The 25,529-nt window shown below is 67.0% G+C and carries 18 protein-coding genes; 14 read left to right on the forward strand and 4 right to left on the reverse strand.

Annotated features, from left to right (window positions below; genetic code table 11):
- The first annotated feature begins 112 nt into the window (after positions 1–112).
- On the forward strand, positions 113–2,368 hold the full coding sequence (locus ACFTSF_RS11805; protein ID WP_380153804.1) for an alpha-N-acetylglucosaminidase: 2,256 nt from the start codon (positions 113–115) through the stop codon (positions 2,366–2,368).
- Positions 2,368–3,753: a hypothetical protein gene (locus ACFTSF_RS11810; protein WP_380153805.1), complete on the forward strand. Its 1,386-nt coding sequence runs from the start codon at positions 2,368–2,370 to the stop codon at positions 3,751–3,753. The genes ACFTSF_RS11805 and ACFTSF_RS11810 overlap by 1 nt, the downstream gene beginning before the upstream one ends.
- Here the strand turns inward: ACFTSF_RS11810 and ACFTSF_RS11815 are convergent.
- Positions 3,673–6,810, reverse strand: a complete 3,138-nt coding sequence (locus ACFTSF_RS11815; RefSeq protein WP_380153806.1) for a BTAD domain-containing putative transcriptional regulator — start codon at positions 6,808–6,810, stop codon at positions 3,673–3,675. The two genes, ACFTSF_RS11810 and ACFTSF_RS11815, sit on opposite strands and share 81 nt — an antisense overlap.
- Before the next feature lie 157 nt (positions 6,811–6,967).
- Here ACFTSF_RS11815 and ACFTSF_RS11820 point away from each other — a divergent pair, with 157 nt between their 5' ends.
- On the forward strand, positions 6,968–10,879 hold the full coding sequence (locus ACFTSF_RS11820; RefSeq protein WP_380153807.1) for a discoidin domain-containing protein: 3,912 nt from the start codon (positions 6,968–6,970) through the stop codon (positions 10,877–10,879).
- Here ACFTSF_RS11820 and ACFTSF_RS11825 read toward each other — a convergent pair.
- Complete coding sequence (locus tag ACFTSF_RS11825) at positions 10,869–11,744, reverse strand: NAD(P)H-binding protein (RefSeq protein ID WP_380153808.1); 876 nt, start codon at positions 11,742–11,744, stop codon at positions 10,869–10,871. The genes ACFTSF_RS11820 and ACFTSF_RS11825 overlap by 11 nt on opposite strands.
- Before the next feature lie 85 nt (positions 11,745–11,829).
- On the opposite strand from ACFTSF_RS11825, the gene ACFTSF_RS11830 reads away from it, so the two are divergent.
- Entirely contained in the window at positions 11,830–12,483 is a 654-nt protein-coding gene (locus ACFTSF_RS11830; RefSeq protein WP_380153809.1) for a TetR/AcrR family transcriptional regulator, read from the forward strand.
- Here ACFTSF_RS11830 and ACFTSF_RS11835 read toward each other — a convergent pair.
- Positions 12,480–13,292: a family 16 glycosylhydrolase gene (locus ACFTSF_RS11835; RefSeq protein WP_380153810.1), complete on the reverse strand. Its 813-nt coding sequence runs from the start codon at positions 13,290–13,292 to the stop codon at positions 12,480–12,482. The two genes, ACFTSF_RS11830 and ACFTSF_RS11835, sit on opposite strands and share 4 nt — an antisense overlap.
- Positions 13,293–13,473: 181 nt before the next feature.
- Between ACFTSF_RS11835 and ACFTSF_RS11840 the strand changes: the two genes are divergently transcribed.
- The 10 genes from ACFTSF_RS11840 (at position 13,474) to ACFTSF_RS11885 (ending at position 24,970) form a co-directional block, all read left to right on the forward strand.
- Positions 13,474–14,313 (forward strand): family 16 glycosylhydrolase, encoded by an 840-nt coding sequence (locus ACFTSF_RS11840; RefSeq protein ID WP_380153811.1) that lies wholly within the window; start codon positions 13,474–13,476, stop codon positions 14,311–14,313.
- 18 nt (positions 14,314–14,331) lie between these two features.
- Complete coding sequence (locus ACFTSF_RS11845; RefSeq protein ID WP_380153812.1) at positions 14,332–15,111, forward strand: GntR family transcriptional regulator; 780 nt, start codon at positions 14,332–14,334, stop codon at positions 15,109–15,111.
- 39 nt (positions 15,112–15,150) lie between these two features.
- Complete coding sequence (locus tag ACFTSF_RS11850) at positions 15,151–16,734, forward strand: DUF222 domain-containing protein (protein WP_380153813.1); 1,584 nt, start codon at positions 15,151–15,153, stop codon at positions 16,732–16,734.
- Positions 16,735–17,714: 980 nt separating this feature from the next.
- Positions 17,715–18,797, forward strand: a complete 1,083-nt coding sequence (locus ACFTSF_RS11855; protein ID WP_380153814.1) for an IS110 family transposase — start codon at positions 17,715–17,717, stop codon at positions 18,795–18,797.
- A gap of 956 nt (positions 18,798–19,753) precedes the next feature.
- Positions 19,754–21,148, forward strand: a complete 1,395-nt coding sequence (locus tag ACFTSF_RS11860; protein ID WP_380153815.1) for a hypothetical protein — start codon at positions 19,754–19,756, stop codon at positions 21,146–21,148.
- Complete coding sequence (locus tag ACFTSF_RS11865; RefSeq protein ID WP_380153816.1) at positions 21,145–21,537, forward strand: hypothetical protein; 393 nt, start codon at positions 21,145–21,147, stop codon at positions 21,535–21,537. Before ACFTSF_RS11860 ends, ACFTSF_RS11865 begins: the two co-directional genes overlap by 4 nt.
- A gap of 23 nt (positions 21,538–21,560) precedes the next feature.
- Positions 21,561–22,592 (forward strand): hypothetical protein, encoded by a 1,032-nt coding sequence (locus tag ACFTSF_RS11870; protein WP_380153817.1) that lies wholly within the window; start codon positions 21,561–21,563, stop codon positions 22,590–22,592.
- On the forward strand, positions 22,585–23,151 hold the full coding sequence (locus ACFTSF_RS11875; RefSeq protein WP_380153818.1) for a hypothetical protein: 567 nt from the start codon (positions 22,585–22,587) through the stop codon (positions 23,149–23,151). Before ACFTSF_RS11870 ends, ACFTSF_RS11875 begins: the two co-directional genes overlap by 8 nt.
- Positions 23,100–24,311: a sensor histidine kinase gene (locus tag ACFTSF_RS11880; protein WP_380153819.1), complete on the forward strand. Its 1,212-nt coding sequence runs from the start codon at positions 23,100–23,102 to the stop codon at positions 24,309–24,311. Before ACFTSF_RS11875 ends, ACFTSF_RS11880 begins: the two co-directional genes overlap by 52 nt.
- The gene (locus ACFTSF_RS11885; RefSeq protein WP_380153820.1) at positions 24,308–24,970 is read left to right on the forward strand and encodes a response regulator; all 663 of its coding nucleotides are present in this window, start codon (positions 24,308–24,310) and stop codon (positions 24,968–24,970) included. Before ACFTSF_RS11880 ends, ACFTSF_RS11885 begins: the two co-directional genes overlap by 4 nt.
- Here the strand turns inward: ACFTSF_RS11885 and ACFTSF_RS11890 are convergent.
- Positions 24,965–25,459, reverse strand: coding sequence for an SgcJ/EcaC family oxidoreductase (locus ACFTSF_RS11890; RefSeq protein ID WP_380153821.1), 495 nt, complete (start codon positions 25,457–25,459; stop codon positions 24,965–24,967). The two genes, ACFTSF_RS11885 and ACFTSF_RS11890, sit on opposite strands and share 6 nt — an antisense overlap.
- Positions 25,460–25,529: the final 70 nt, after the last annotated feature.

The raw sequence follows: 25,529 nt of genomic DNA on the forward strand, positions 1-25,529 counted from the left end.
TGGGTATTCGATGGGGGGTGTGGTGACGTCAGTGCGGCGTCGGCGGGAAGTCGGCGGGGGTGCTGAAACTGCAGTGGACCACTCGTCACCGCCCATCCCCCGGAGGGATCTCATGACCCCTGTTACTCGGCGTACGTTCGTTGGCGGCGCCATGGCCGCCGCCCTGGCTGTCGGGGGTGGTGCCGGGCGCGCTGCCGCAGCAACCCGTGCGGCCGCTGCGCCACCCAACCTGGCGGCGGCTCGCGCGGCGATCCAGCGCCTGAGCGGGTTGGACCCCAGCCGGTTCGCCCTCAGCACGCTTGTCGCGGGCGCCGGTGAGACGGATGCCTTCCAGATCAGCCGAGTGGGCGAGCAGGTGGGGATCGCGGGGAGCAGCACGGTCGCACTGCTCTCCGGTTTCAACTGGTGGCTCAAGTACGTCGCTCGCGGGCACCTCTCGGCGAACGGCGACCAGCTGCAACTGCCGTCGACGCTCCCGACCCCGGCCACACCGATCCGGATGAGCACCGAACTGGCCGAGCGGTACGCGTACAACTTCACCTTCTTCGGCTACACGAGTCCGTACTGGCAATGGCCGGACTGGGAACGTGAGCTCGACTTCCTCGCGATCAACGGCATCAATCGGGCGCTGACGCTGATAGGGCAGGAGATCGTCTGGTACGACACGTTCCGCGACTTCGGGATGAGTGAGCTCGAAGTACGTCAGTGGATCTCGATGCCTGCCCACCAACCCTGGCAGTGGTACGGCGAGACCACCGGCTACGACCTCGATGCTTCGGGGTACAGCGGGCCGGTGTCGGTCGAGTTCCTGCACAAGCGTCGGGATCTCGGGCAGCAGATCGTGGCGCGGATGCGGGAGTTGGGGATTACGCCGGTCTTCCCGGCCTTCGTCGGCCATGTGCCGGACGAGATCTTCGCGTCGCGCCATCCTGGGACCCACATCCCCGCGCAGAAGGATTATGCGGGTCACCCGCGGCCGTACTGGCTCGACACCACTGAGGCTCTGTACCCCGAAGTGGCCCGCCGGTTCTACGAAGCACAGCGCACTCACTTCGGCAGCACCACGCATTTCTCCAACGACCTCATCCACGAAGTCGGCGACGATCTGCCGGATTACCTGGACGGCGCGAATCTTGGTGACGCGGCGGTCGCCGTACAGAACGCTTTGGAGGAAGCCTCTCCCGGTGCGATCTGGCTGCTGCAGGGTTGGCAGTCGAACCCGAGGCTGGAGATCCTCAACGCGGTCGACGAGAACCGCGTGATCGTTCTCGACCTGGACTCCGACGACGACCGCAAGTGGGAGGACACCGAGGCGTACTGGGGTGTTCCGTGGTGCTGGGGCAGCATTCAGAACTTCGGCGGGCGGCTCGGGATGTTCGGCAACCTCGGCGAACCGGGCCAGACGTTCCCCCGGGTCCGCACCCGGCCGGAGCGGCGTCGGCTGGTCGGCTGCGCGTGGGTGCAGGAGGGTCTGCACCAGAACCCGATCGTCCCCGACCTGCTCGGCGAGATGATGTGGCGGCGGTCGGCGGTCGACCTCTCGACCTGGGTCCGCGACTTCGCCATCCGCCGGTACGGCAGCGACGACGCCAACGCGATCAAGGCGTGGGACATTCTGCGACGGACGGCGTACTCGTATGTCTCGACCAACCACACAACCGGCGAAGGACCGTTCGAGTCCGCGTTCCAGGCGATGCCGGATCTGAACCTGCGCAGTGTCTCGATGTTCGGGCCGGACGAGTTCCGCTATCTCCCCGAGGAGTTCGAACCTGCGCTGCCCGCACTGCTCGCAGTGGCGCCGGCGCTGCGGAGCAAACCGACGTACAAGTACGACGTCGTCGACGTCACGAGGCAGGTTCTCGCCAACCGGGGCCGGCTGCTGCTGGACAAGATCCGGGAAGCATACGAGGCCAAGGACCGGACTGAGCTGGCCCGGCACAGCAACCGCTTCCTGACCACGATCGACCAGACCGAGCGGATCCTCGGCACGCATCCGCAGTGGATGCTCGGGCCCTGGCTCGAGCAGGCGAAGACCTGGGGAACGACCGCCGACGAGAAGCAGCTGATCGAGTGGAACGCGCGCTCGATGATCACGATCTGGACCGAAGAGGCCTTCGGCACCCTGCGCGAGTACGCGAACCGGGAGTGGCACGGCCTGCTCAGCTCGTACTACAAACCGCGCTGGCAGCGGTTCCTCACCGATCTGCCCGCGACGATGGCGAGCGGCAAACAGCCCGAGTACGGCGATTGGCTCGCACGCGGCGACGCCTGGAGCCAACAAACCGAACTGCACCGTACGACGCCGGCCGCGGACCCGTACACGGTCGCCGCCGACATTGCCGCCGCACTCGCCGCGGACCCGCTCTGATGGCCCGCTTCCGGAGGAACGCGGCCACGCTGTCGGTAGCCGTGAACACGTTGAATATGACGCCGAAACACCCGCCGTGGCCGAGTCTGTGGATGGGTGGCTACGGCTGGGACCCGCGTGGTGGAGACGGCACGTACGCCCGCAAGCTTCGGGCCCACTGCCTGGTGCTGGATGACAGCGGATCGGCGAACGTGCTGCTGCGGATCGACGTGGTCAGCATCCCTCGCGACGTGCATCGCGAGCTGCGCCGCCGGGTCGTGGAGGTCGAGAAGCTGGTGGCCGACTCGGACTTCCTGATCGCGAGCAGTCACACGCACAGCGGTCCGATGATCGGCAGCAGCCATCCGCATCCGAACGTCCTGATGAACCTGCAGCCGGCCGACATCACGGCGGTCAACCAGTCGACCGCGCTGTTCATCGACCTGATGGTCGACCTGGTCAAACGCACGGTGCAGGCGCCGAAGGTCCCGGCCACGCTGCACTACGCCGAGGGTTCCGTGCGCCTCGGGCACAACCGCACCGGCGTGGTCGACACGGTACTTCCCGACGTACCGGTCCTGCTGGTGCGGAACGCGACCACGACCGAGCCGGTGGCGGTGCTGTTCGGGTATGCGTGCCATCCAGTCTGCCGTGGCAACGACAAGGTCTTCGACTCCGACTACGTGGGCGTCGTGATCGAGTCGATCGAACGACGCCTCGGTCTGCCGGCGCTGTTCTTCCAGGGTCTGGCCGGTGACATCGACCCGAATGCCGGCGGTCCGCTCGTGGTCGGCGAGAAGCTCGCGGATGCCATTGTCGACGTACTCGCTGCTGATCGGTTCACTGCAGTGACAGGCCCGATCCTGACCAAGCTGACCGAGATCCAGTTGCCGTTCGCGGTCGACACCGACAACGCGGCGGTGCAGGCGGACCTGAAGCGCAAGTTCGAGAGCCGACTCGACGGTCATCTCGGCCCGGCCGAGGTGCGGCATGCGCGACTGATGCTGGAACAGCTTCGGACTGGGACTGTTGCGCGGTCCATCCCGATGCCGATCCAGTGCTGGAAGTTCGGCGGGCTGACCGTCCTCGCGCTGTCGCACGAGGTGCTGGCCGGCTATCAGCAGTTGATCAAGGACATCGCCGTACGGCTCGGGATCGGCAAGCTCTGGGTCATGGCTTACGCCAACGAGACGCAGTGCTACATCCCGACCGACGAGACCGCCTGGCAGCCCGGGTACGAGTCCAGCTGGCGCGAAGGAGATCGGTTGGTTGCTGGCTATGGGTCGAGCATGCTGGCCTACAGCTGGCCGGCGCCGCTCAGATCGTCACCGGTCGGCACGGTCCCGGCCGCTCCCGGAAGCGCTCAGGCCGTCGTACTGGCTGCCTGCGAGGCCATCATGCGGTAGGGCTGCGCGGATCTCCTCCTGCAGCGTCCGGGCCTGCTCGGACGCTGCGTCCGCGGTATCGCGACGACCCGCACCCAGTTCCGCCGCCGAGAGGGCGGTGAGCGCCTGGGCTTCGCGTAGCCGGAGTCCGGTGGCACGAGCCAGCTCAGTAGCAGCTCGTGCCGCCGTACTCGCGCCATTGGATCGGGTACGCGACAGACCGATCAACGCGGCGATTTCGCCTTGTGGGTAACCGATGTTGCGGGCCAGGGACAGCGCCGCGCTGTGTTCGTCGACCGCCTTGGCCGACTCGCCGAGGCCGGAATGCGCGGTGGCGAGGGTGTTCAGCGAGTCGACCTCGAAGCGTCGGTTGCGCGTCTGCCGAGCCAGTTCGAGTGCGTCGGTCGCATAGCCGATCGCCGCTGCGAACTGCCCGTTGTCCCGTTGCAGCGCAGCCAGATTCTGCAGTACTTCGGCCTGGTCGTGCCGCGATCCCAGTCGCTGATAGCGATCCAGCGCATCGTGATGTCGGCGGGCCGCCTCGTCGAACTCGCCAAGCCGGAGGTGGACGGCGCCGAGGGTGTTGAGCGCTGTCGCCTCGGTGTGGAGTAGGCCCAACCGTTGAGTTGTCGCGAGCGCGGCTTCGAGCTGGACTTTCGCCGCAGCGAGCCGCCCGGCCTCGAGGAGCGCCATGCCGAGTCGCACGGACGCGACAGCCGCCGGTAACGCCGGGCTGACGTCAAGCGCGTCGGTGAAGCTTTGGATTGCGGCCGACGTCCGCCCGCATTCCAGTTGCACGATGCCGAGGTTGATCATCGCCACGGCACGGCCAGCCGCGTCGTCGACGTACCGGAACAGTTCGAGCGCACGTTCCAGGTGATCGGCGGCGGCGTCGTACTCGGCCGCGCTCCAATGCAGGATGCCGAGTGCGTTGAGCATGGTGGCCTCGGCCCGCCGCTCCCCGTGGCGTCGTGCGGTCGCGAGGGCGATGGTTGCCGTGGTCAACAAATCGTGGTCATGCCGGTTGGTGTGCAGGTAGCCGGTCAACGCGTCGGCCAGATACCAGCTCATCGCCGCGAGCTCCGGGTCGGACGCGGCCGTCTCGACCGCGGCGACCAGACCGGCGCGCTCACGAGTCAGCCACTCGACGGCCGCCTCATGGTCGATGGGAGACCTGGCCGACAACCAGTCCGGTCTTGGTAGCCGGGGCAACGTGGCATCGAGGCGATCCGCCGCCGCGTCTGCGGCGCTCAGGTAGAAGCCGTACAACCTGGTGAGCGCTGCGGTTCGTTCGGCTGGGCTTTCCTCGGCCTGTGACCGCTCCCCCGCGTAGATCCTGAGCAGATCGTGCACCTGGTAGCGCCCGAGGTTGTGCTGCTGCACGAGGCTCGCAGCGGTCAACCGGCTCAGCAATACGAACGCTTCCGCACGGTCGACGTCAGCCAAGGCAGCCGCAGCCTCGACGGAAAAGTCCGGACCCGGTACCAGACCGAGGAGGCGGAACAACCGAGCGGCAGCTGGTTCGAGCGGCTCGTAGGACAAACTGAAAGCCGTCCGTACGGCGGCCTGGTCGTCGTCCTCGATGGACAGCGCCGACAGGCGGTTCGCGTTCCGCAGTTCGTCGACGTACTCGGCCAGTCGGGTACCCCGGCGACTGAACAGGTTGGCCGCCGCGATCCGCAACGCCAGTGGGAGCCGACCGCACAGTCGCACCAACTCGGCACCCGTTTCGGGATCCGCCGTGAGCATCTCGTCACCGGCGATCTCGATCAGCAGCGCGCGGGCATCGGCGTCCGACAACGGCTCGAGCGCGACACGGCGCGCACCTTGTAGCGCGGTCAGACCGCGCAGTTCGTTCCGGCTCGTGACCAGGACCGCGCAGCCCGCTTCATCCGGCAGAAGTTGTCGCACCTGTTCGGCGCTCGCCGCGTTGTCCAGCACGATGAGCAGTCGGCGGTTGGTGAGCAGGGACTGATACAGGTCGAGCTGCTCATCCGGATTCGCCGGAAGCTGGGCCGATTGGATGCCCAAGGCCCGTAGTAGCTGGGTGAGCGCTCGCCCCGTGGGCGAACCACTTGCATAGCCGCGAAGATCGACGTACAGCTGACCATCGGGGAAGTCGTCGCCGACCTGATGCGCGACGTGGACGGCGAGTGCTGTCTTGCCGACGCCTGGCGGTCCGGAGATGACGACCAACCGCAGTCCGCGACGGCCGCGGCGGCGGGTGAGCAGGCTGCAGAGATCGGCTGTCTCGTTCTTGCGGCCGACGAAATCCAGCACGCCGGCCGGCAACGATCTCGGCGTTCGGCCGCGACCCATCGAGCTGGGCGGCCGCAGTACAGGGTCGTCGCTCTGGATGGCGAGCTGCAGGCGATGGAGCTCCCGGCTCGGCACCGAACCGAGCTCGGCGGAGAGGAGAGTGGTCAGCCGGTCGAAGGTGTCCAACGCGTCCAGCGGGCGGTTGGCCCGGTACAGCGCCAGCATCAGCTGGCCCCAGAACGCCTCGCGGAACGGGTACTCGGAGACGAGCGCGCGCAGCTCGGGGACGACCTGGTTGTGCCGGCCCAGGTCGAGATCGAGCTGCATCCGACGCTCCAGCGCCTGGCAGCGAAGCTCCTCGAGCCGAGGCAACTCCTCGCGGTGCAAGAGATCCGACGGCACGTCCGCGAGCGGTCGGCCACGCCACAGCGCCAACGCTTCCTGTAGCTGGGCCGCCTCGGTCGCCGGGTCCTCGCCTGCTTCCGCCTTCCGCAGCGCCGCATGGAAGCGGAGGAGATCCAGTTGCTCTGGAGCGATGGTCAGCCGGTACCCGCCCGACTCGGTCCGGATGATGCCGGAGGAGCGATCGGTCTCCCCCAGTACGCGTCGCAGCCGCATCACGTATGCCTGCGCGGTGGCTCGGGCATCGGGTGGCATGTCGTCCTGCCACAGCCGGTCGATCAGTTCCTCGATCGCGACCACCTGGTTCGCCCTCAGCAGGAGCGCGGCCAGCACTACCCGCTGCTTGGCCGCGGGAACCGCGATCGGCCGGCCCGCTCGCAGGACCTCGAGCGGACCGAGGATCCGGAATTCCAGCATGTCGGCCATGATGGCCCGAATTTAATCTCGCCTTGAGGTCTTGCCGGGACCCGGTATCGCGGTCTACCGTCACATCCCAATCATTAAGAAACTTTCCTAACAGTTCTCCGATGCTTGGGAAAGCGCTTCCCGTCCCCGCCCTTCAGGAGGCACTGCGATGCCCTTCACCACCCGACGAAGTCGCCGCCGGCTTGCCGGAGCCGGCGCGTTCACGCTGATCTTCGGCTTGCTGACCACTGCGACCGTGGCTCTACACGTTCAGGCGGCATCCACCGCCGCAGCCGCGATTCCCGACCTGACCAGTGCGAATCGGCGGGCGCCGATCGCTGGTCTGCCGGACTGGAGCAAGGCAGGCTACCGAGGCGGCGCGCCGCTGCCGGGACCGGCCGACATCAACCCCGACCCGAACTGCCAGGTCACCGCCGACGAGCTTGCTTCGCAGTACGGCGTACGCGCCGACGGCAGTGACGCCACCACCGGGCTGCAGTCCGCGATCGATGCGATTCGGACGCAGTGCACGCCATCGGCGACGTACAACAAGCTCTCGCAAATCACCTTGCCGGAGGGACGAATCACCGTCACCCGGCAGCTCGGTCTCGACGCCAGCTACTTGCTGATCAAGGGCGCCGGACAGGGTCGTACCGTGTTGGTGTTCCGCCCCGACACCAACACCAGGTACGACAAGCTCACCGCCGACGGCAGTGATTGGGACGAAGACGGGATGACGCACGGCTCGTCTGGCAAGGGCGGCTGGATGTGGCCCGGCCGCGGACTGCTCCGGGTCCAGAGCCGCGAGGTCTCCCCCAAGTACGCCGCCGACTACGCCTCGGCGCCGGCGAATCGCAAGGACATCTTCGAAGGAAGCATCAACCAGCACTGGGCCAGCGGCGTACCGCTGCGCGAGGCGTCGGCCATCGGTACGACACAGATCAAGCTGGCGACCAACGCGAACATGGCGCTGTTCAAGGCCGGCAACTACCTCTGGGTCGGTGCGGCGAACTCGGCGAAGTTCTACCAGCAGCAGACCGTCACCGACGCGTCGAAGTACATGAACCTGCACATGCGCCAGCAGATCTTCCAGATCACCGCGGTCGATGCGACCGGGCGCAACCTGACGATCGACAAGCCCCTCGAGTACGACCTGCCGCTGAACTCCACCTCGGACGGCTCGGCGGCGATCGGCGGCACTGTCTATCCGAGCCGGGTGACCCCGCTCAAGCCGGTCCTCGGGGTCGGCATCGAGGACCTCACCATCACGCAGGACATGACCGGCCTGCCGAAGCTTGCCGGCGGCACCTACAACCTCAACAAGGCGGATGCCGTCCACAACTACGGCAACATGGCGCCGGAGTACGAGATGCACGGGATCGTGCTGAAGTGGGCGATCAACGCCTGGGTCCGCCGGGTCGGCACCGAGATGACCGGCTCGCACCCGATCGTCACCGAGAGCGCCAAGAACATCCAGGTGCAGGAGTCGCATCTGGACGGCTCGTGGAACAAGGGCAAGGGCGGCAACGGCTACCTGCGCGGTTCCCGGGTGTGGGACTCGCTCTACGCCTACAACACCACCCGGAACCTGCGGCACTTCACCTTCCAGTGGTCGGCCTCGAACAACGTGGCCATCGGCAACGACTTCGACTCCGACCTGAACGTGCACGGCGGTTGGGAACGGCGCAATCTGTTCGAGAACAACACCGTCCGGATCCCGTTCGAGCACTCGTCGAAGAACTGCCAGAGCAACTGCGGCGACGAGGGCGGTGACATCCCGGACGATTCGACCTGGTGGCCGATCTGGTGGGCTGCGGGTCCGAAGGCGGTCAAGTGGTCCGGGTCCAGCGGTCCGCAGAACGTCGTCTACAACAACGCCCTCAGCAAGCAGACCACCGAGAACGGCCCGTACCAGAGCTACTACCCGGACCGGCAGCGCCTGTACCAGTTCGGCAGCAGCTCGGCCGACCCGACCAAGTTCCAGCACCTCGCGGTGAACGGCGCAACCATCCCTGACTGGGCAAGCCGCGAGACGGCCGACTACACCGTCCCGAACGGCGGCGTCAACGCAACTCGTACGGATGCCTCGGGCTCACTGTTCCTTCGCAACCCAGGTGGTGGCGGCGAGGACGACACCACCGCGCCCAGTACGCCGTCCAGCCTGCGCGCCACCGCGACCACGTCGACCAACGCTTCGTTGACCTGGAACGCGTCGACGGACAACGTCGGAGTGACCGGGTACGACGTACTGCGCAACGGGACGGTGGTCGGAACCAGTTCCGGCACGACGTACACGGATACCGGTCTGACCGCAGCCACGACGTACTCCTACACCGTCCGGGCAACCGATGCTGCGGGCAACCAATCGAGTCTTAGCAATGCGGTCGACGCAACTACTCAGCCTGGCGGCGGTGGATCGGAAACGTTGTTGTCCCGCGGGAAGCCGGCCACTGCGTCGTCGACCGAGGGCAGCGGCTTCGAGGCCGGGCTTGCGGTCGACGGCGACACCGCGACTCGCTGGGCATCGCAGGAAGGGTCTGATCCCCAGTGGCTCCAGGTCGACCTCGGCGCCGCGGCGAACCTGACCCGGGTAAAGCTCAACTGGGAGGCCGCGTACGGCAAGGCGTATCAGGTCCAGCTCTCGACCGACGGCACCACCTGGTCGACCGCACACTCCACGACGACCGGTGACGGCGGTACCGACGAGATCCCGGTGACGGGATCCGCCCGGTACGTGCGGATCAACGGGACCGCACGCGGGACGGCGTACGGGTATTCGCTGTTCGAGTTCGAGGTCTACGGGACGAGCGGTGGCGGCGGTGGCGACACCACACCGCCGAGCGTTCCGGGCGGGCTCCGCAGCACCGGTACGACGTCGTCGAGCGTCTCGCTGGCGTGGACCGCGGCTACCGACAATGTCGGCGTCACCGGGTATGTGATCTACCGCAACGGGCAGCCGGTGACCACCGTCACGGGCACCAGCCACACCGACACTGGGCTGACCGCGTCGACGAGTTACTCGTATGTCGTCAGGGCCCGTGATGCCGCGGGCAACCAATCGGGTCCGAGTTCCGCGATCACCGTGACGACCTCGGGTGGTGGCGGTGGGTCGGTGGTCGACGTTTCGACGGCCGCTCAGTTGCAGGCCGCGCTGGCGAATGCGCAACCAGGTCAGACGATCCGGCTCGCGGCCGGCCAGTACCGGGGCGCGTTCCTCACGCAGCGCGCCGGGACCGCGTCGGCGCCGATCACGCTGACCGGGCCGGCATCCGCCGTACTGATCAATGACGGGCCGACCGGAGATGCACCTTCGTGCCCGGCGCCGACGGCTGGGTGGGATTCCGGGTACGGGCTGTGGCTGTTCGGAGCGCCGTACTGGAAGCTGACCGGATTCACGGTGCAGGAGTCGAAGAAGGGCATCGTGCTGGACAACTCGCATCACGTGACCATCGACGGCGTCTCGGTCCACCACACCGATGAGGAGGGGGTGCACTTCCGCCGCTCGTCCGCCGATGGCGTGATCAAGAACTCCACCGTCACCGACGCGGGTCTGGTGCAGAAGGGGTACGGCGAGGGTGTCTACATCGGCTCGGCCGGATCCAACTGGAGCTGTCACGGCAACACCGGCGGGGTCGACAAGTCCGACCGAGTGCAGGTGCTGGACAACCACCTCGGCCCGAACATCGCCGCCGAAGCCATCGACGTGAAAGAGGGAACGACGGGCGGAGTCATCCGCGGCAACACCTTCAACGGCCGCGGAATCTCCGGCGAGAACTCGGCCGACTCGTGGGTCGACGTCAAGGGCTTCGACTACGTCATCGAGAACAACACCGGGACCTTCTCCTCCCCCGGCACGTTCGCGAACGGCTACGAGACACACAACCCCTCCACCACCCCGTCGTTCGCGAACGGCTGCGGCAACGTGTGGCGGAACAACTCGTCCAACCTGGGCGGCACCGGCAAGTACGCCATCTACATCACGTCGGCGTCCAAGTGCAGCGCCGATCCGAACGTTGTCTATGCCTCCAACACCGTCCAGAACGCGGTGACGGGCCTGACCAATATCCCCGTCACCCCTTGAGCACCGGAACCTGCTGAAGGATGCCCTCGATGACCGTGCGCGCCGGAGTCGCCGGCCGGCCGATCAGGTCTTCGAGGGCAGGGTCGGTCACCGCCATCTCGCCGGCGCGGGCGGCCCGGAACATGCCGAGAGTGAACTCGGCCAGGTCGGCGGGCATGCCCTGCGAGGTCATGTCCGCCGTCCACTCCTCGTCGTCCACAACGATCCGCCGGATCGTCCGGCCGCTCAGTTCACCTGCTACACGCGCGACGTCCGCGAAGTCGAGCAGCTCGGAGGCGGTCAACGGCCTTGTTTTGGTGAGTACGCCGGGGTTCGTGAGCGCGATGGCGTCGACCTCGGCGAGGTCGTCATGCGCGGTCCACGACACCGGACCGTCGGCCGGCAACCTCAGCTCACCGGTCTGCAAAGCCCGCGGAAGGTAGTGCTCGAGCGTGCTGGCATAGAAGCCGTGGCGCAGCGCAGTCGACGCAACATCCTGTACGGCGAGGTGCGCCTCGGCCTCCGCATGTTCGCGGGCCGGAGCGAACTGTGAGTCGCGTGAAGCCATCTGGTGACTGGTGTAGAGCACTCGCGAAGCGCCTGCAGCCACCGCGGCATCGATCGCACACTTACTGGCGGCCGATGCCCGCGAGCCGCGGATCGCGGCCGAGATGACGAGCACCTGGTCGGCGCCCTCAAAGGCGTGATCGAGGGTCTCCGGGTCGGTGAAATCGCCCGCGCGAACCCGGACTCCACGGTCGGCCAGGGCGGCCGCCGTACCGACGTCGCGCACGCTCACCCCGACCTCGGCGGCGGGAACGCGGTCGAGCAGCTTGCTGACAACCAGGGAGCCGAGCCGTCCGGTCGCTCCGGTGACGATGATCATTGCGTTTCTCCTTGAATCGGTGATCCGCCAATCACGTTACCACTGATTCGAATCACTGATAACACGTTCCTGCTACCATCGATTCATGGACGCCACAGCCGAGATCGTCGCCGCCGCGGCCGAGCTTCTCCGCACGGGTGGAGCGCGGGCGGTCACCACCCGCGCGGTCGCGCAGGCCGCCGGGGTCCAGCCGCCGACCATCTTCCGGATCTTCGGCGACAAGGACGGCCTGATGGAGGCGGTGGCCGAGCACGTGATGGCCGGCTACTCCGCCGACAAGACCGTGAAGGCAGCTGCCGAGGACGGCGATCCGGTCGACGATCTTCGGGCCGCCTGGCACGCGCATCTCCAGTTCGGGCTGTCGAACCCCGAGGTGTTCCAGCTGCTCACCAGCCCGCGGCGATCTTCTCCAGCCGTTGTGGCCGGCGAAGAGGTCCTTCGGGCCCGGGTCAGCCGGGTCGCAGCGGCAGGACTCCTCAGCGTCCCGGAGGGTCGCGCAGTCGACATGATCCGTGCGGCCGGCACCGGCGCCGTACTGACCCTGCTCAGTCAGCCGAAGGCCGACCTCGACGGGCTCCTCGAGGCAGTGCTCGCAAGCATCCTGACCACGAACCCAGCACCACCCGCCTCCGACACCGTGGCGGTCGTGAACGCCTTCCGAGCAGCCATGCCCGACCTGCCGACCTTGAGCGACAACGAACGATCACTGCTGACCGAATGGCTCGACCGCTCTGCCTAGTTGTAGATGCGCGCGTAGTCGACGAGCAGCGTTGCAGGGAACTTGGTTTCCTCGGTCGGGCTTCCTGGCCACGGGCCGCCGACGGCGAGATTGAAGAGTAGGTAGAAGGGGCGTTCGAAGACCCACTTCTTCCCCTCGGGCAGCTTGTCGGGCGTCATCTCGAAGAACGTCTTACCGTCGACCTGCCACTGGATCCGCTCCGGTCTCTTCTCGACTGCGAACACATGGAAGTCGTCGCTCAGATCGGCAGGCAGCTCGACCTCCCCCTGTACGCCGGCATCGTCGGAGTAGCCCGGGCCATGCAGCGTGCCGTAGACCGTCTTCGTCTCGTTGCCGACCCACTCCATCACGTCGATCTCACCACCGTTCGGCCACTCATCCACGCCGGATCCGAGCATCCAGAACGCGGGCCACAGCCCGGTGCCCGCGGGCACCTTCATGCGAACCTCAACGCGCCCGTTCTGCATCGAGACCTTGTCCTCGCTGGTGATCCGGCCCGAGGTGTACTCGCAGTTCTTCCCGTTCCAGCAGGGCAGCTCAGCGTCCAGCGCGGCCTTCTCAGCAGTGATCGCGAGATGCCCCTCGCCATCACGGACCAGGCTGTCCTTCGTGTAGTACTGCAGCTCCTCATTACCCCAGCCGTCGAACTCCTTGTTGCCGGTAGCAACATTCCAGGACCGCTCGTCGACCGGCCCCGACCCGTCGAACTCGTCCGACCAGACCAGGCCGGGCTCCGGCCGACTGCTGTCCGTACACCCACTCACCGAAGCGAGCACGACGACAGCCACCATCGACAGAAGCTTCTTCATGAAAGCGCCCTCATCTTTTTAACCACTTACTCACCAGCTAGCTCTGCCTGAGTCTGTTGCGCGATCGGCAGACATGTCAAGCGTTGTCGAGCCCAGTTCTGGTTCTGCGGTCTGAGATATTGACCACTTATTGCCCAGCGTGAGACGGTCCTCGGCAACCCACCCGCTATCGGAGGTTGTCATGAGACGAACCCGCCTGGTGGCCGCGCTGCTCGCGGCTGCCGTCGTTTCACCCGCCCTGACCACCGCGCCGGCCGGCGCCTACGAACGGCCCGCTTTGGCCCTTACCTGGCAGGACGAGTTCGACTCCCCGGCCGGGACCCTGCCGAGCGCGAGCCGCTGGAACTTCGACGTCGGCGGTGAACCGCAGTGGGGCAACGAGGAATGGCAGTACTACACCGACCGCGCCGAGAACGTCTCCACCGACGGCGCGGGCCTTCTCGTCGTACAGGCCCGCAAGGAAAAACTCGCCGGCATGGAGAACTGTCCCTACGGAACCTGTGACATCACCTCGGGCCGGATCACCACCAAGGCAAAATTCGACCAGGCCTACGGCAAGTTCGAGGCCCGGATCAAGATTCCGGACGGTCCGGGCCTGTGGCCGGCCTTCTGGATGATGGGCTCGAACATCGACGAGGCCGGCTGGCCGAACAACGGCGAGATCGACATCATGGAAATCGTCGGCAGCGAGCCGTACACCCTCTACGGCACCGTGCACGGTCCCGGCTACCACTCGGAGAACGGCCCCGGCGGCAGCATCACCGCCGCCTCGAAATGGGCCGATGCCTTCCACAACTACGCCGTCGAATGGTCACCCAACAAAATCGTCTGGACCGTCGACGGCACCGCCTTCCACACCGTGACCCCCGACGACATCCCCGCCGGAGCCACCTGGGTCTTCGACCACTCCTTCTACCTGCTGCTGAATCTCGCCGTCGGTGGGGTCTGGCCGGGCCCGCCCACTTCGTCCACCCAATTCCCAGCCAAGATGCTGGTCGACTACGTTCGCGTGTACAGCTAGCCACCGAGAGGCGAGGTAGTGACAGCCAGTCTGCGCAAGCGCGATCGCGCCCGTGAACACCTGATCGGCCTGATCGAAACCAGGGCGATCGGCCAAGCGATCCCGTCCGAGCGACAACTGTCCGCCGACCTCGGCATCTCCCGCCCCACCCTCCGCTCGGTAGTCGACGAACTGGTCCGCGACGGCTGGCTGGTCCGCGAACACGGCCGCGGCATGTTCGTCGGCTCCCCCAAAATCGCCCAGGAGATCGTCGGCGGCCCCTCCCGCACGGGCGGGGCCGCCTACCCTCCAGCCCCCGGCACCTGGACCAGCCGCGTCCTCAGCCACTCCGTCATCCCAGCCGGCATGGCCATCGGCAGCCGCCTACGCATCGAACCCGGCGCCGCCGTACTCCGCATCGCCCGCCAACGCCTGGTAGACGGCGAACCAATGTCCCTCGAAACCATCCACGTCCTCGACGAACTCGTCCCCGGCATCGACATCTCCGCCATCGAAACCGGCTCCTTCTACGCCCTTCTCCGCGACCAGTACGGCGTCATCCCCACCGACGCCGAACAAACCCACGAAGCCGCCGCCGCCGACGCCACCGAAGCAGCCGTCCTAGGCCTCACCGAAGGCGCCCCCATCCTCACCCTCGACCGCCTCACCCGAGACCAGCACGGCCGCCTCTTCGAGTACACCCACGCCTCCTACCGAGGCGACCGCTACCGCGTAACCACCCACCTCACCCTGGACGCAACTGTTGACAGCGTGAGTCCCCAAACAGCCCACACTTCTCTTGTAAATAAGGGGTTCTGAGCTCGAAAACTGTCGGTGGGCATGTCTAAGCTCTTGGGTATGGAGATGTTGGCGATGCCCCCGGTGTACACGCAGAGCAGCAGCGAACTGCTGTCGCGCCTGGACACCCTGAAGGCCGCCAAAGCCCTGATCGAAACCGACGAACTCCAGGTGCTCGCCCGCCTCGACGAGATGGGCGCCGCGGCCGAGCTCGGTGCCCGCGACACCGTGGAGCTGGTCTCGGAACGGTACCGGATCGACCGTGCCGAGGTCCGCAAAGACCTCGCCTACACAGCCGCCCTGCGCAAGTACCCAGCCGTCACCGCCGCCCTGCCCGACCCAGCCGACCCATCGCGTCCCGCGGTTCTGTCGGTCGATCTGGCCAAGGTCATCGTCACCACCCTGGAGAAAGCACCCTCGTCGGTGCCGGTCGAGACCCTGACCGTCGCCGAAGAACAAATGATCAACGCCGCCCGCGTGTCCAACCCCCGCAAGCTCACCGAGTTCGGCCAGACAGTCCTCACCCGGCTCGACACCGACGGCAAGGAACCAGCCGAAGCCGAAGCAGCCGCGAAAGAATCCCTGCGGATCCGCCGCGTCGAAGGCGGCGTCAAGTTCACCGGCTTCCTGGCCGGTGCCAGCGCCGACCAGTTCCAGACCCAAATGCACGCCTTGTCCAAGCCGCACAAGACCATCGACGGCGAACGCGACCCGCGCACCCTCGACCAACGCCAAGCCGACGCCCTGAAAACCACCATGGACGCCGCCGCCGGCAACCCCGACCACCCCGGCGTCCCCCACCTCACCGTCACCATCGACTTCAACGACCTCAAAGCCGCCACCCTCGCCGCCACCCCCACCGCCCTCGGCGGCACCACCGGCACCGACGCAAGCGGAACCGAAGCGACCGGAGCCGGTACAGCTGGAGCCGGTGCGAACGGGGCCGGTGCGGCCGGTCAAGGTGGCGGGGTAGGTGAACTGGTATTCGGCGGCAACCTATCCGCCGGCGCCGTCCGCCTCCTCGCCTGCGACGCCGCCGTCCTACCGATCGTCCTCGGCGGAGACTCCCAACCCTTGGACGTAGGCCGCGAACAACGCTTCGTCAACCGCTACATCCGCCGCGCCCTCAACAAACGCGACAAAGGCTGCGTCATCTGCCAAGCCCCACCCTCAATGTGCCACGCCCACCACCTCATCCACTGGGCCAACGGCGGCCCCACCAACCTCCAAAACCTCGCCCTCCTCTGCGCCGTCCACCACCGCGCCGTCCACGACGACCAATGGGCACTGTCCATCACCACCGAAGGCGTCCAGGTCACCCGCCCGAGCTGGGCCGACCCACCCCGCACCGACCCCACCGCACTCGCCGAGGTCATCGGCTGGGTCACCCCCGCCTCCAGCCCCGACACCAGTGACAGCGATCCCGGTCGGGACGTCAGCAACGCCAGTTCCGACTGGAGTGGCTACGGCGGCGTCACCAGCAACCCAACCCACGAACAACCGAACCGGCTCCCGCCCGCCAGCACCCTGCCCAACCCGACACTGGCCGCCGCCCGTCAAGCCCTCCGAACTTGGCTCACCGCAGTGGCACCCAACTACACCGACCCCTGGGGCACCAACACCACCCCCACAGCCGGACCGTAGAAACCCCACCACCCGGTCCATCGCCCACAACCCTCCACCCCCCCATCACCCCACCGCGGCAGCCGGTCCACCGACCGGCCCGCGGCCCTACCCATGCCCACCGCAGTTTCCAAGCAGCAACCTGAGCCGCCCCGAAGTGTTCGAAGGCTCCTCAGATGGACGGGTGGAGAGACAGGCGGTTGTGGTGAGGCGGGGTTTCGGGTCGACGAACGACTGGTCGTCCGGTTGATGTTCCGGGTCGACGGAGGACTGGTCGTGCGGTTGATGTTTCGGCAGTGCTGGGTGGGTCAGCTGCCAGCAGACCTCTTCCCGCACCCCAACCACAACCCGGCAACCCCAACCAACGCAAGCCACGGTCACCGACCGCACCACCCACCCCAACCACAACCCGGCAACCCCAAGCAACGCAAGCCACGGTCACCGACCGCACCACCCACCCCAACCACCGCGGCGCCCAGCCACGCTTTCTTTCTAGTCGGCCGGACGCGGCGATCAGCCAGAGCGAACGCCCCCGGCCGAGTCCCTTTCGGCCTGCACCCCGGACTCGACCACCAAAGGCGGCCGACCAAAACCAGAGGGTGCGCCACGCAGCTGGCTGAGCTGCTTGGCGAGGCCCGGTGACCGCGGCTCCACGCCGTCTGGGGCTGACGGGCTGTGGCTGAGGTGCGTGATGCTCGAGGTCTTGCGTTAGACGGTATGGAGTGACCGCATGGCTTTGTGCGTGTTCCGGTTTCCTCGGGCGGTGATTGTGAAGCCGGTGTGCGGGAGGGTGTCAACGTCGTTCATGCTCGCTGCGCTGCGCGTGCTCCACGTTGACTCCGTCCCGCTCGCCGGTTGAAGGCGCGCCGATCGAGGAACGGCGGGGAACTGTGGTCACCGGCGCTGCGAAGGGTTGTGAGCCGGGGCCTCACCGCACAGATTCGTGGGTTACCGGGCAGAATTCGGCTGCTCGGTCTATCCGACATTGTGGGGAGGCCCCGGTGTTTACCGAGCGTACGAGTGTTGGGCTGGACGTGCACGCCAGATCGGTCGCAGCGGCCGCGATCGATGGGGTCACCGGTGAGCTGGTGCAGGCCAGGCTGACCCCGGCTCATGACCATATCCGGTCCTGGATCCAGCAACTGCCGGGCCCGGTCGCAGTGACCTATGAGGCCGGCCCGACCGGGTTCGGGCTCTGCCGGGCGTTGACGTCGGCGGGAGTGCGCTGCGAGGTCGCGGCACCGTCGAAACTGCAGCGCCCGGCCGGTGACCGGGTGAAGACCGACGCCAAGGACGCGATCCATCTGGCGCGGCTGCTGCGCCTTGACGAGATCACGCCGGTCGCGGTGCCGACGATCGGGCAGGAGACAGCGCGCGATCTGGTCCGGGCCAGGGAAGACTGCCGTGGTGACTTGATGCGCGCGCGGCACCGGTTGTCGAAGTTCCTGTTGCGGCACGGGATCGTCTACTGCGGTGGTGCGGCCTGGACCGGCAAACACGACGCCTGGTTGCAGCGGCAACACTTCGACGCGGCGGTGTCGCGGCTGACGTTCGATTCCTGCTACGACTGTGTCCTGACCACCAGTTCGCGCCGTGACCGCCTCGATGCCGCGATCACGGCGATGGCAGCCGATTCGGAGTTCACCGCCGTGACCCGCAGGCTGGGCTGTCTGCGCGGTGTCGCGACCTTGACCGGGTTCGCGCTCGCGGTCGAGATCGGCGACTGGACCAGGTTCAACGGCAACACCATCGGCTCATTCGTCGGCCTCGTGCCCAGCGAGCACTCATCAGGAGCCAGCCGGGCCCAGGGCTCGATCACCAAGGCCGGCAACAGCCACGCCCGCCGGCTCCTGGTCGAGGCCGCCTGGCACCACCGCACCCGCTACCTGCCCGGCAAAACCATCCGCGACCGCTGGGCACTGGCCACACCCGCGGCCCGCGCCCGCGGCGACGCCGGCAACCGGCGCCTGCACGCACGCTGGGTCAGGTTCAGCGAACGGAACAAGAAGGCCACCATCGCTGACGTCGCCATCGCCCGCGAACTCGCCGGCTGGTGCTGGTCCCTGGCCATCATGCCGGACTAACCCCACAAACCGGCTTCGTTGACCAAACGCCCGGTGGTGACAGCACGAGGAGCAACCCGCGAACCGACTATGAGCAACCAAAACCCTCACAGGCCAAGGTGACGCTCGACGTTAGATACGCGGACCCGCTCCAGCCGAACACCCCGTCCTGCGGTAACCAACCCGCGCATATCAGTCCTGACCGCGCGTCGCCAACGACACGCTCACCACCACCTGATCCACGAAGCCACGAGGCGCCCGACCGGAACACCTTCCAGCCGGGCGCCTCACCCTGCCCCCTTGACACCAACAACTCCATATCAGTCGGAAGATTTTCGGGTCCAGGCGCCGATTTCGTTCCGACTAACGCGCCAGTCACCCCCCGACGCCCCGAGAACACGGGCCGGCAGTCACCTTGAGCACCCACCAACCGTTCGCTGGCCACCGAAACGGTCGAACCGTGCCCAAGGTCGCCCCGACCACCGCACCTTGAGCACCCATCAACCACCTTCCGATCGCGCAGATGGTTGAGCCGTGCCCAACGTCGTACCAGCTCATGGTGGGAGCCATTGGCTCACCGGACTTGGGGTCCCATCGGACGGCGGTCGTCTGGGTGGTGGCCGGTGCTGGGGATGCGGACCTGTGGGCCATCAGAACTGGGGGGATCGAACGCAGGCCCGCCTGAGAGTTGTCGGGGTGGGCGCTTGTGATCGGGCTGCGACGTCAACCGGAAGCCTTACCCCGGTGAAGCAACCACACCGATGGGTCCGCCGCGAGCCGCTTGATCTGAGACAGCAACCGTCGTAGAAGTCGTCGGCCGAGTGTCCGCTGCCCGAGCCTGGCTGGCTGGCTGGTGATTGTGTTGCCGTTCGTGGGTGGTGATGGTTTGCGAGGGCGGGGGTCTAGTTCTCTGGTCGTAGGGAAGTCGGGCCGGTTGGCCTATGTGGGGGTGGGCGGGGGTCCGTAGCGTCGCGGGTGTGCGAAAACAGGTGAGGCAACGGGTCGTCCTCCTTCTGGTTGTCCTCATCACGGCCCTGGCGTCGCCACTGCCCGCGCAGGCGCACGGGGTGGGGCCTACGGCGGATTTGCAGCTGGCGCAGACGTTTGCGGGGAACGACCTCACAATCGTGCTGCGGCGTACGTCGGAGGTACCTGGGCCGTTGCAGGTGGAGGTCTTCGCGCACTCCCCCGTCCGAAAGACGACGTTGACACTCACCATCACCGGGCAGCCCAACGATGCGGTGATGCGGCTGGTCTCCCCCGGCGTGCAGGCTGCCGTTCTCCGGGTCGAGGGACCTGGTGAGCACGTACTTGAGCTCAGGGCGGGTGATCAACGCGCGACTATCCCGTTCCGGGTGCTCGTCGATCGCCTCGCGACCTGGGAGATCATCACGTACGGCGGCTTTGCGGCGGCCGGGCTGTTGATCATCACCAGTCTCGGATGTGCCGTGGCTCGGCGGCCGGGGATTCGGGCTCTCGCCGTACCGCAGGCTGTTGGGGCGGTGATCGCCTTGGTCGCGGCCGCGACGACAGCTGGATTGTCGAAGGACATGCCGCCAGCCGTGCCAGACGGAGCTCCACCGGGGTCAGCGTTGCGGGCTGATGCGGCCGATGGGTCGGCACCTAACGGGCGGCCGTACGTGAACCTCCGGCTGCGGACCGAACCGGCGAATCCGCAGACGGGGCAGGACTTCGACCTCGTGTTGAACCTCACCGACGGGAGCACAGGCCGACCGGCCGACGATCTGGTTGCCCATCATGCGGCGCTGATCCACACGGTCATCACCAGCCAGGACGGGCGCGAGTTTCGTCATGTACACCCGGTCCGCACCGCACCCGGCGTACTGACTGTGCGGATGTCCGTCAGGACACCCGGGAAGCACCTCATGTACGCCGAGTTCGAGCGGGCGGACAGTGGAGCGCAACTGGTCAGTGGGAGCTTCCACGTAGCGGGATCCCGGTTGCCCGCGCCGTCAGTCGAGGCTGACGGGGTCGACGTACAGGTGGCGTTGTCACCGAAGCGCGTGGTGGCGCAGAGGCCGGTCACGATTCAGGCGGAGGTCAGCGCCGACGGGCGGCCGGCGCGGGACTTGCAGCCGTGGCTCGGGATGGCGGGGCACCTCGTCATCCGTGATGCCGAGGGCAACTTCTTCGGCCATGTGCACGAACTGACCTCGATGGCCGCCCAGGCACAGCGAGCCGCGACGAGGGCACCGCTGCAGGACGAGACCGTCGCCAGGGAAGGACCGACGCTGCGGTTCACCTACACCTTCCCGGCGCCCGGCCGCTATCTCGTGTGGGTGCAATTCGCACGGGCGTTCCGGATCCACACCGTGCCGCTCACGATCGACGTCGCGAAAGGACAACCATGACCCGCCTAGCCCGGCCGCTGGCGCTACTGATCTCCGCCGTGGTGATCTGCGCAGGCGCCGCCTACCTGCTCTGGCCAACCAACGACGCATCGGTGACTCTCACCGGCTCATCGGACCAGCACACCGTCGAGCTGAGACTCAGCGAGCTCACCACCGGCCCGGTCGACGTCGACCTGGTAGTCACCCCAAAGGACGAGGCCCTCAAAGCAGTCACCCTCGAGCCCGGCATGCCGAGCATGGGGCACGCGACCGCGGCACTGACCGCCCAGCGCGGCAAGGACGGCCACTACCGAGGCCGCGGCGAACTGTTCGCCATGCCTGGCTCCTGGGACCTCACCGTCCGCCTGGGCACCGACACGGTCACCATCACCGTCTCCGTCAAGGACTGACTCAAGGACTGAAAGGAACCGTCATGATCAGCGAACCACCCCGCCGAGAACGCCTCGGCGCCTGGCTCTTGTTGCTGGGCACAACCGTCGCCGGCATCGGCCTCGTCTGGGACATCCAATGGCACTCCGACGTCGGCCCCGACACGTTCTTCACCCTCCCGCACCTCGTCATGTACCTCGGTACGGCGATCAGCGGTACCACGAGCCTGGCCGTCGTACTCCTGACGACCCGAGCCGCCGACCGAGCCAGCGCGATCACCGTGCTGCGCGTCTTCCGCGCGCCACTCCCCTTCCTTCTCTCCGGTACGGCGGCTGCCGTCGGCCTCCTCTACGGCCTGGCGGACCTGTGGTGGCACACGGTCTACGGCTTCGACGTAACACCGACCTCGCCCCCGCATGTCGCGATGTCGCTGATGAGCCTGTTCGACACAGTCGGAGTGACCTTGGCCTTCATCATGATGAGGCGCAGCGCCTCCGGCCGGTTCGGACTGGCGGCGGCCGTCGCCGCATCAACCGCCTCGCTGGTGTTCCTCGCCTACTCGACACCGCCCCTGCCCGGCGTCCACTCCGTCGTGCTCGCCATCACCGCCGTAGCCGTCCTCCTGATCGCCGCCACCGCCGGCGCACTCCGCAGCCCGAAGGCCGTGGCGATGATCGCCGCAACCTACGTCGCCGTACAGGTCCTCCTGTGGTTCTTCCCGATGCCCGCCACCAAGCTGTACGCCGAGTCGCTCGGGCTAGGGCTCCGTGACTACGTGACCGGCGTTCCGGTGATGCCGATCACCTTCCCGATGGCGATGCCGTTGGCCGCGCTGATACTTGCCGCAGGCATCCACTTCGCCGTACGACGCAACTGGTCGCCCAAGGCAAGTGTGCTCGCCCTCGGCGCGGTAGCAGGCACCTTGGTTGCCCTCGGCTACTTCGCCGTACCGGTCTTCGAGCCCGAACCGCTCACCCTCGTCGCCGGCCCAGTCGTCGGCGCGCTAGCCGCGTGGATCGGCTGGCAGCTGGGCAGCCTCGGCCGTGCCGCAACCCAGGAAGGTCACCATGTATAAGCGCATCCTGTTCGCCACAATCGTGCTGCTCGCCGTAGCAACACCGGCCTCAGCCCAAGGAACAGCGACCGAACCAATCGACATCGTGCACACCGAACTGACCGCAGTCGGTCCCTACCAGGTGCGAACCTCGTTCAGCCGATGGCCGCTACGCTCCGAACGCTCACTCGACTTCCTCTTCGAAACCGAGCAAGGCATCACCGGGCTCAAAGCCACCCTGAAACCCATCGCACCGAACGGCGATGTCTTGCGACCGCAGCAACAATCCACGGCCAACGGCACGGAGCTCGCGAGGCACCCCCGAGCACTCGACCAGTGGGGCTTAGACATCGTCGCGCTCAACCAACCAGGTGTCTGGCGATTCGAGTTCGCCCTCGACGGACCCAACGGCCCCGGCACCGGCGTACTCGAAGTACCGGTCGGCAGCCGTCCGGGACCGCCTGGGGCACTAGCCTGGGCCATAGGCCTGCTGCCGCTGGCCGCCGTCGTACCGCTGGGAGGCTATCTGTGGTGGAGGACCAGGCCGGGGCGTCGACGCGACACGTGGCAATGGACCTGAGCCTTCCCACCCGGCGCTGGCCGGTACCGCTGTCGGTTGCCCAGGTCAACCACCTGGTCACCTCCACCTTCCCGCTCCTGGTTGCGCTGGTCGCTTTTCAGCGCTTCGACTCCGCAGGCGCGATCGCGCTGACCGGTGGAATGGCCCAAACGATCGCCCTGACCTGGGCCCGCCGCTTCCCCGCCGCGATGATGCTCGTGATCATCGCGTTAGAGGCCGCCATCTATCTGGCAGGCGGCAACGTCCTCACCTTCGGCGTCATCATCGCCGCGTACTACGCAGCCTCCTGGGGCAGCCGCCGCCAGCGGATCGTCGCACTGACCTTCGGCCTCGGCTACTGCGCTGTCGCGGTGGCCTTCACCATCGGCTACGACCGACCGCTGGCGATGGCAGGCGCGCTCGTGATGTGTTTCCTCGGCTTCTGGATCAGCGGCCGGTTCGAAGCGTCACAACGGTCACGCATCTCCGAACTGCGCGAGACCTCCAGCCGCCTGGCCGAGGAGCGAGCCGTCGCGGAGCAACAGGCCGCAGATCGGGAGCGAGCCCTCCTGGCCAGGGAACTGCACGACATCCTCAATCACTCCGTCACCCGGATGGTGCTCGACGCCGAGGCCGGCGCGGAGACCGGTGACGAGGCCGCCGCGCGGCAGACCCTGTACCGCGTCGCCGACACCGGCCGCGATTCGCTCGCCGAGCTGCGCCGACTCCTCGGCGTACTGCGCACTGAGACGCCCGGCGAACTGCGCCCGCCACCCGATCTGAACCAGCTCGACGAACTCGTCGCACGGATCCCGTCCGGCGGACCGCAGGTCACCGTCGACCGCCAAGGCGAGGTACGCCAGGCCGACACCAGCATCGAGCTCGCCGCCTACCGGGTGGTCCAGGAGTCGCTGACCAACGTGGCCAAGCACGCGGGCGCCGTACCGACCGCTGTCCGGTTGACCTATCTGACAGGAGCCCTGGAGATCGAGGTCGTGAACGAACTACCCCGCAACCGCCTTCACAAGAAAGCCCTTCGCGGCACCGGCTTGGTCGGACTGCGCGAACGCGTCGAGCTCCTCGGCGGAACCTTGCACGCAGGCCCCACGAAGACCGGCTTCGCCGTCTACGCCACCCTGCCGCTGCGTCAGCCGGTCCGCTCCGGAAGCGGTGGCTCGTGACAGGCGCCGTACGGGTCGTGGTCTGCGACGACGAGGAGCTCCTGCGCGAGGCGCTCAGCCGCTTGGTCGACGTAGCGCCCGACCTCGAGGTCGTCGCTGTCGCGGGCAACGGCCGGGAAGCGATCGAGGCCGCGAGCCTCCACTCCCCCGACGTCGTCCTGATGGACATCCGGATGCCGGTCCTCGACGGGATCGAAGCCACCCGCCGCATCGTGGCCGCCAGCCCGCGTACTCGCGTCCTGATCCTCACCACCTACGACCTCGACAGCTACGTGTACGCCGCTCTGCAGGCTGGCGCGAGTGGTTTCCTCCTCAAGGACGCGCCCAGCGAACGTCTCCGCGACGGGATCCGGGTGGTTGCCGCAGGCAACTCGGTCCTCGCTCCCGAGACAACCACCCGCCTGATCGAGGCCCTCCGCCCCGACCTCCCGAACGCCGAAGACCAAGCCCTCCTGCAGGCACTACAACACCTGACCGACCGCGAACGCGAGGTCTTCGACCTGGTCTCGCTAGGCCTGTCCAATCAGGAGATCGCCGAACGCCTCGTCATCAGCCGCAGCACGGTCAAGGTGCACGTCTCCAACGTCCTGGCCAAACTGTGCCTCCCCGACCGGATCCAAGCCGTCCTGGCCCGCTCCCGCCTCCGCCCCCACCTATGAGGCCGGTACGGCGGAGGAGTGGTGTTCGACGATCAGCCACTTACCGTCGATTTTCTCGTAGACATACGTGAAGCGGGCGGGGACCTTCGTCCGGGCGCCGTCCTTGCCGTTGACGGTGAAGGTGTAGTTGCCGCTGTGCGCGGCGGAGTTCTCGTCGATGACGAGGACATGGGACTCGGTGATCGTCCCGGACGGCTTCTTGGGCAGGAAGTCCTTCTCGAAGTACTCCTTGATCTCCTCGCGGTTGGTGCGGACGACCGGGCTCAGGGTCGGCAGCAGGATCCCCTTCTCGGCGTACAGCTCGGCCACACCCTCAGGATCGCCCTGCAGCGCGGTGTTCCACTGGTCGAACAGGGCCGCGATCTCCTGCGACGAAGGCTTGGTCGCGGCAGCAGCGTTCGAACCACAGGCGGTCAATGCTGTCACCGCGAGCAGGGCGGTGCCGGTGATCGTGGCGAGCTGGACGCGGCGGGCGGTGGGGTTCCTCACGAACTTTCTCCTTGTCTGGTGGCGTTCTCGATGCCTCCAGACTCCCGTTGCGCCATGCAACGATCTGTCA

This window comes from Kribbella sp. NPDC056951, from assembly GCF_042674205.1.
Taxonomy (GTDB): Bacteria; Actinomycetota; Actinomycetes; order Propionibacteriales; family Kribbellaceae; genus Kribbella; species Kribbella yunnanensis.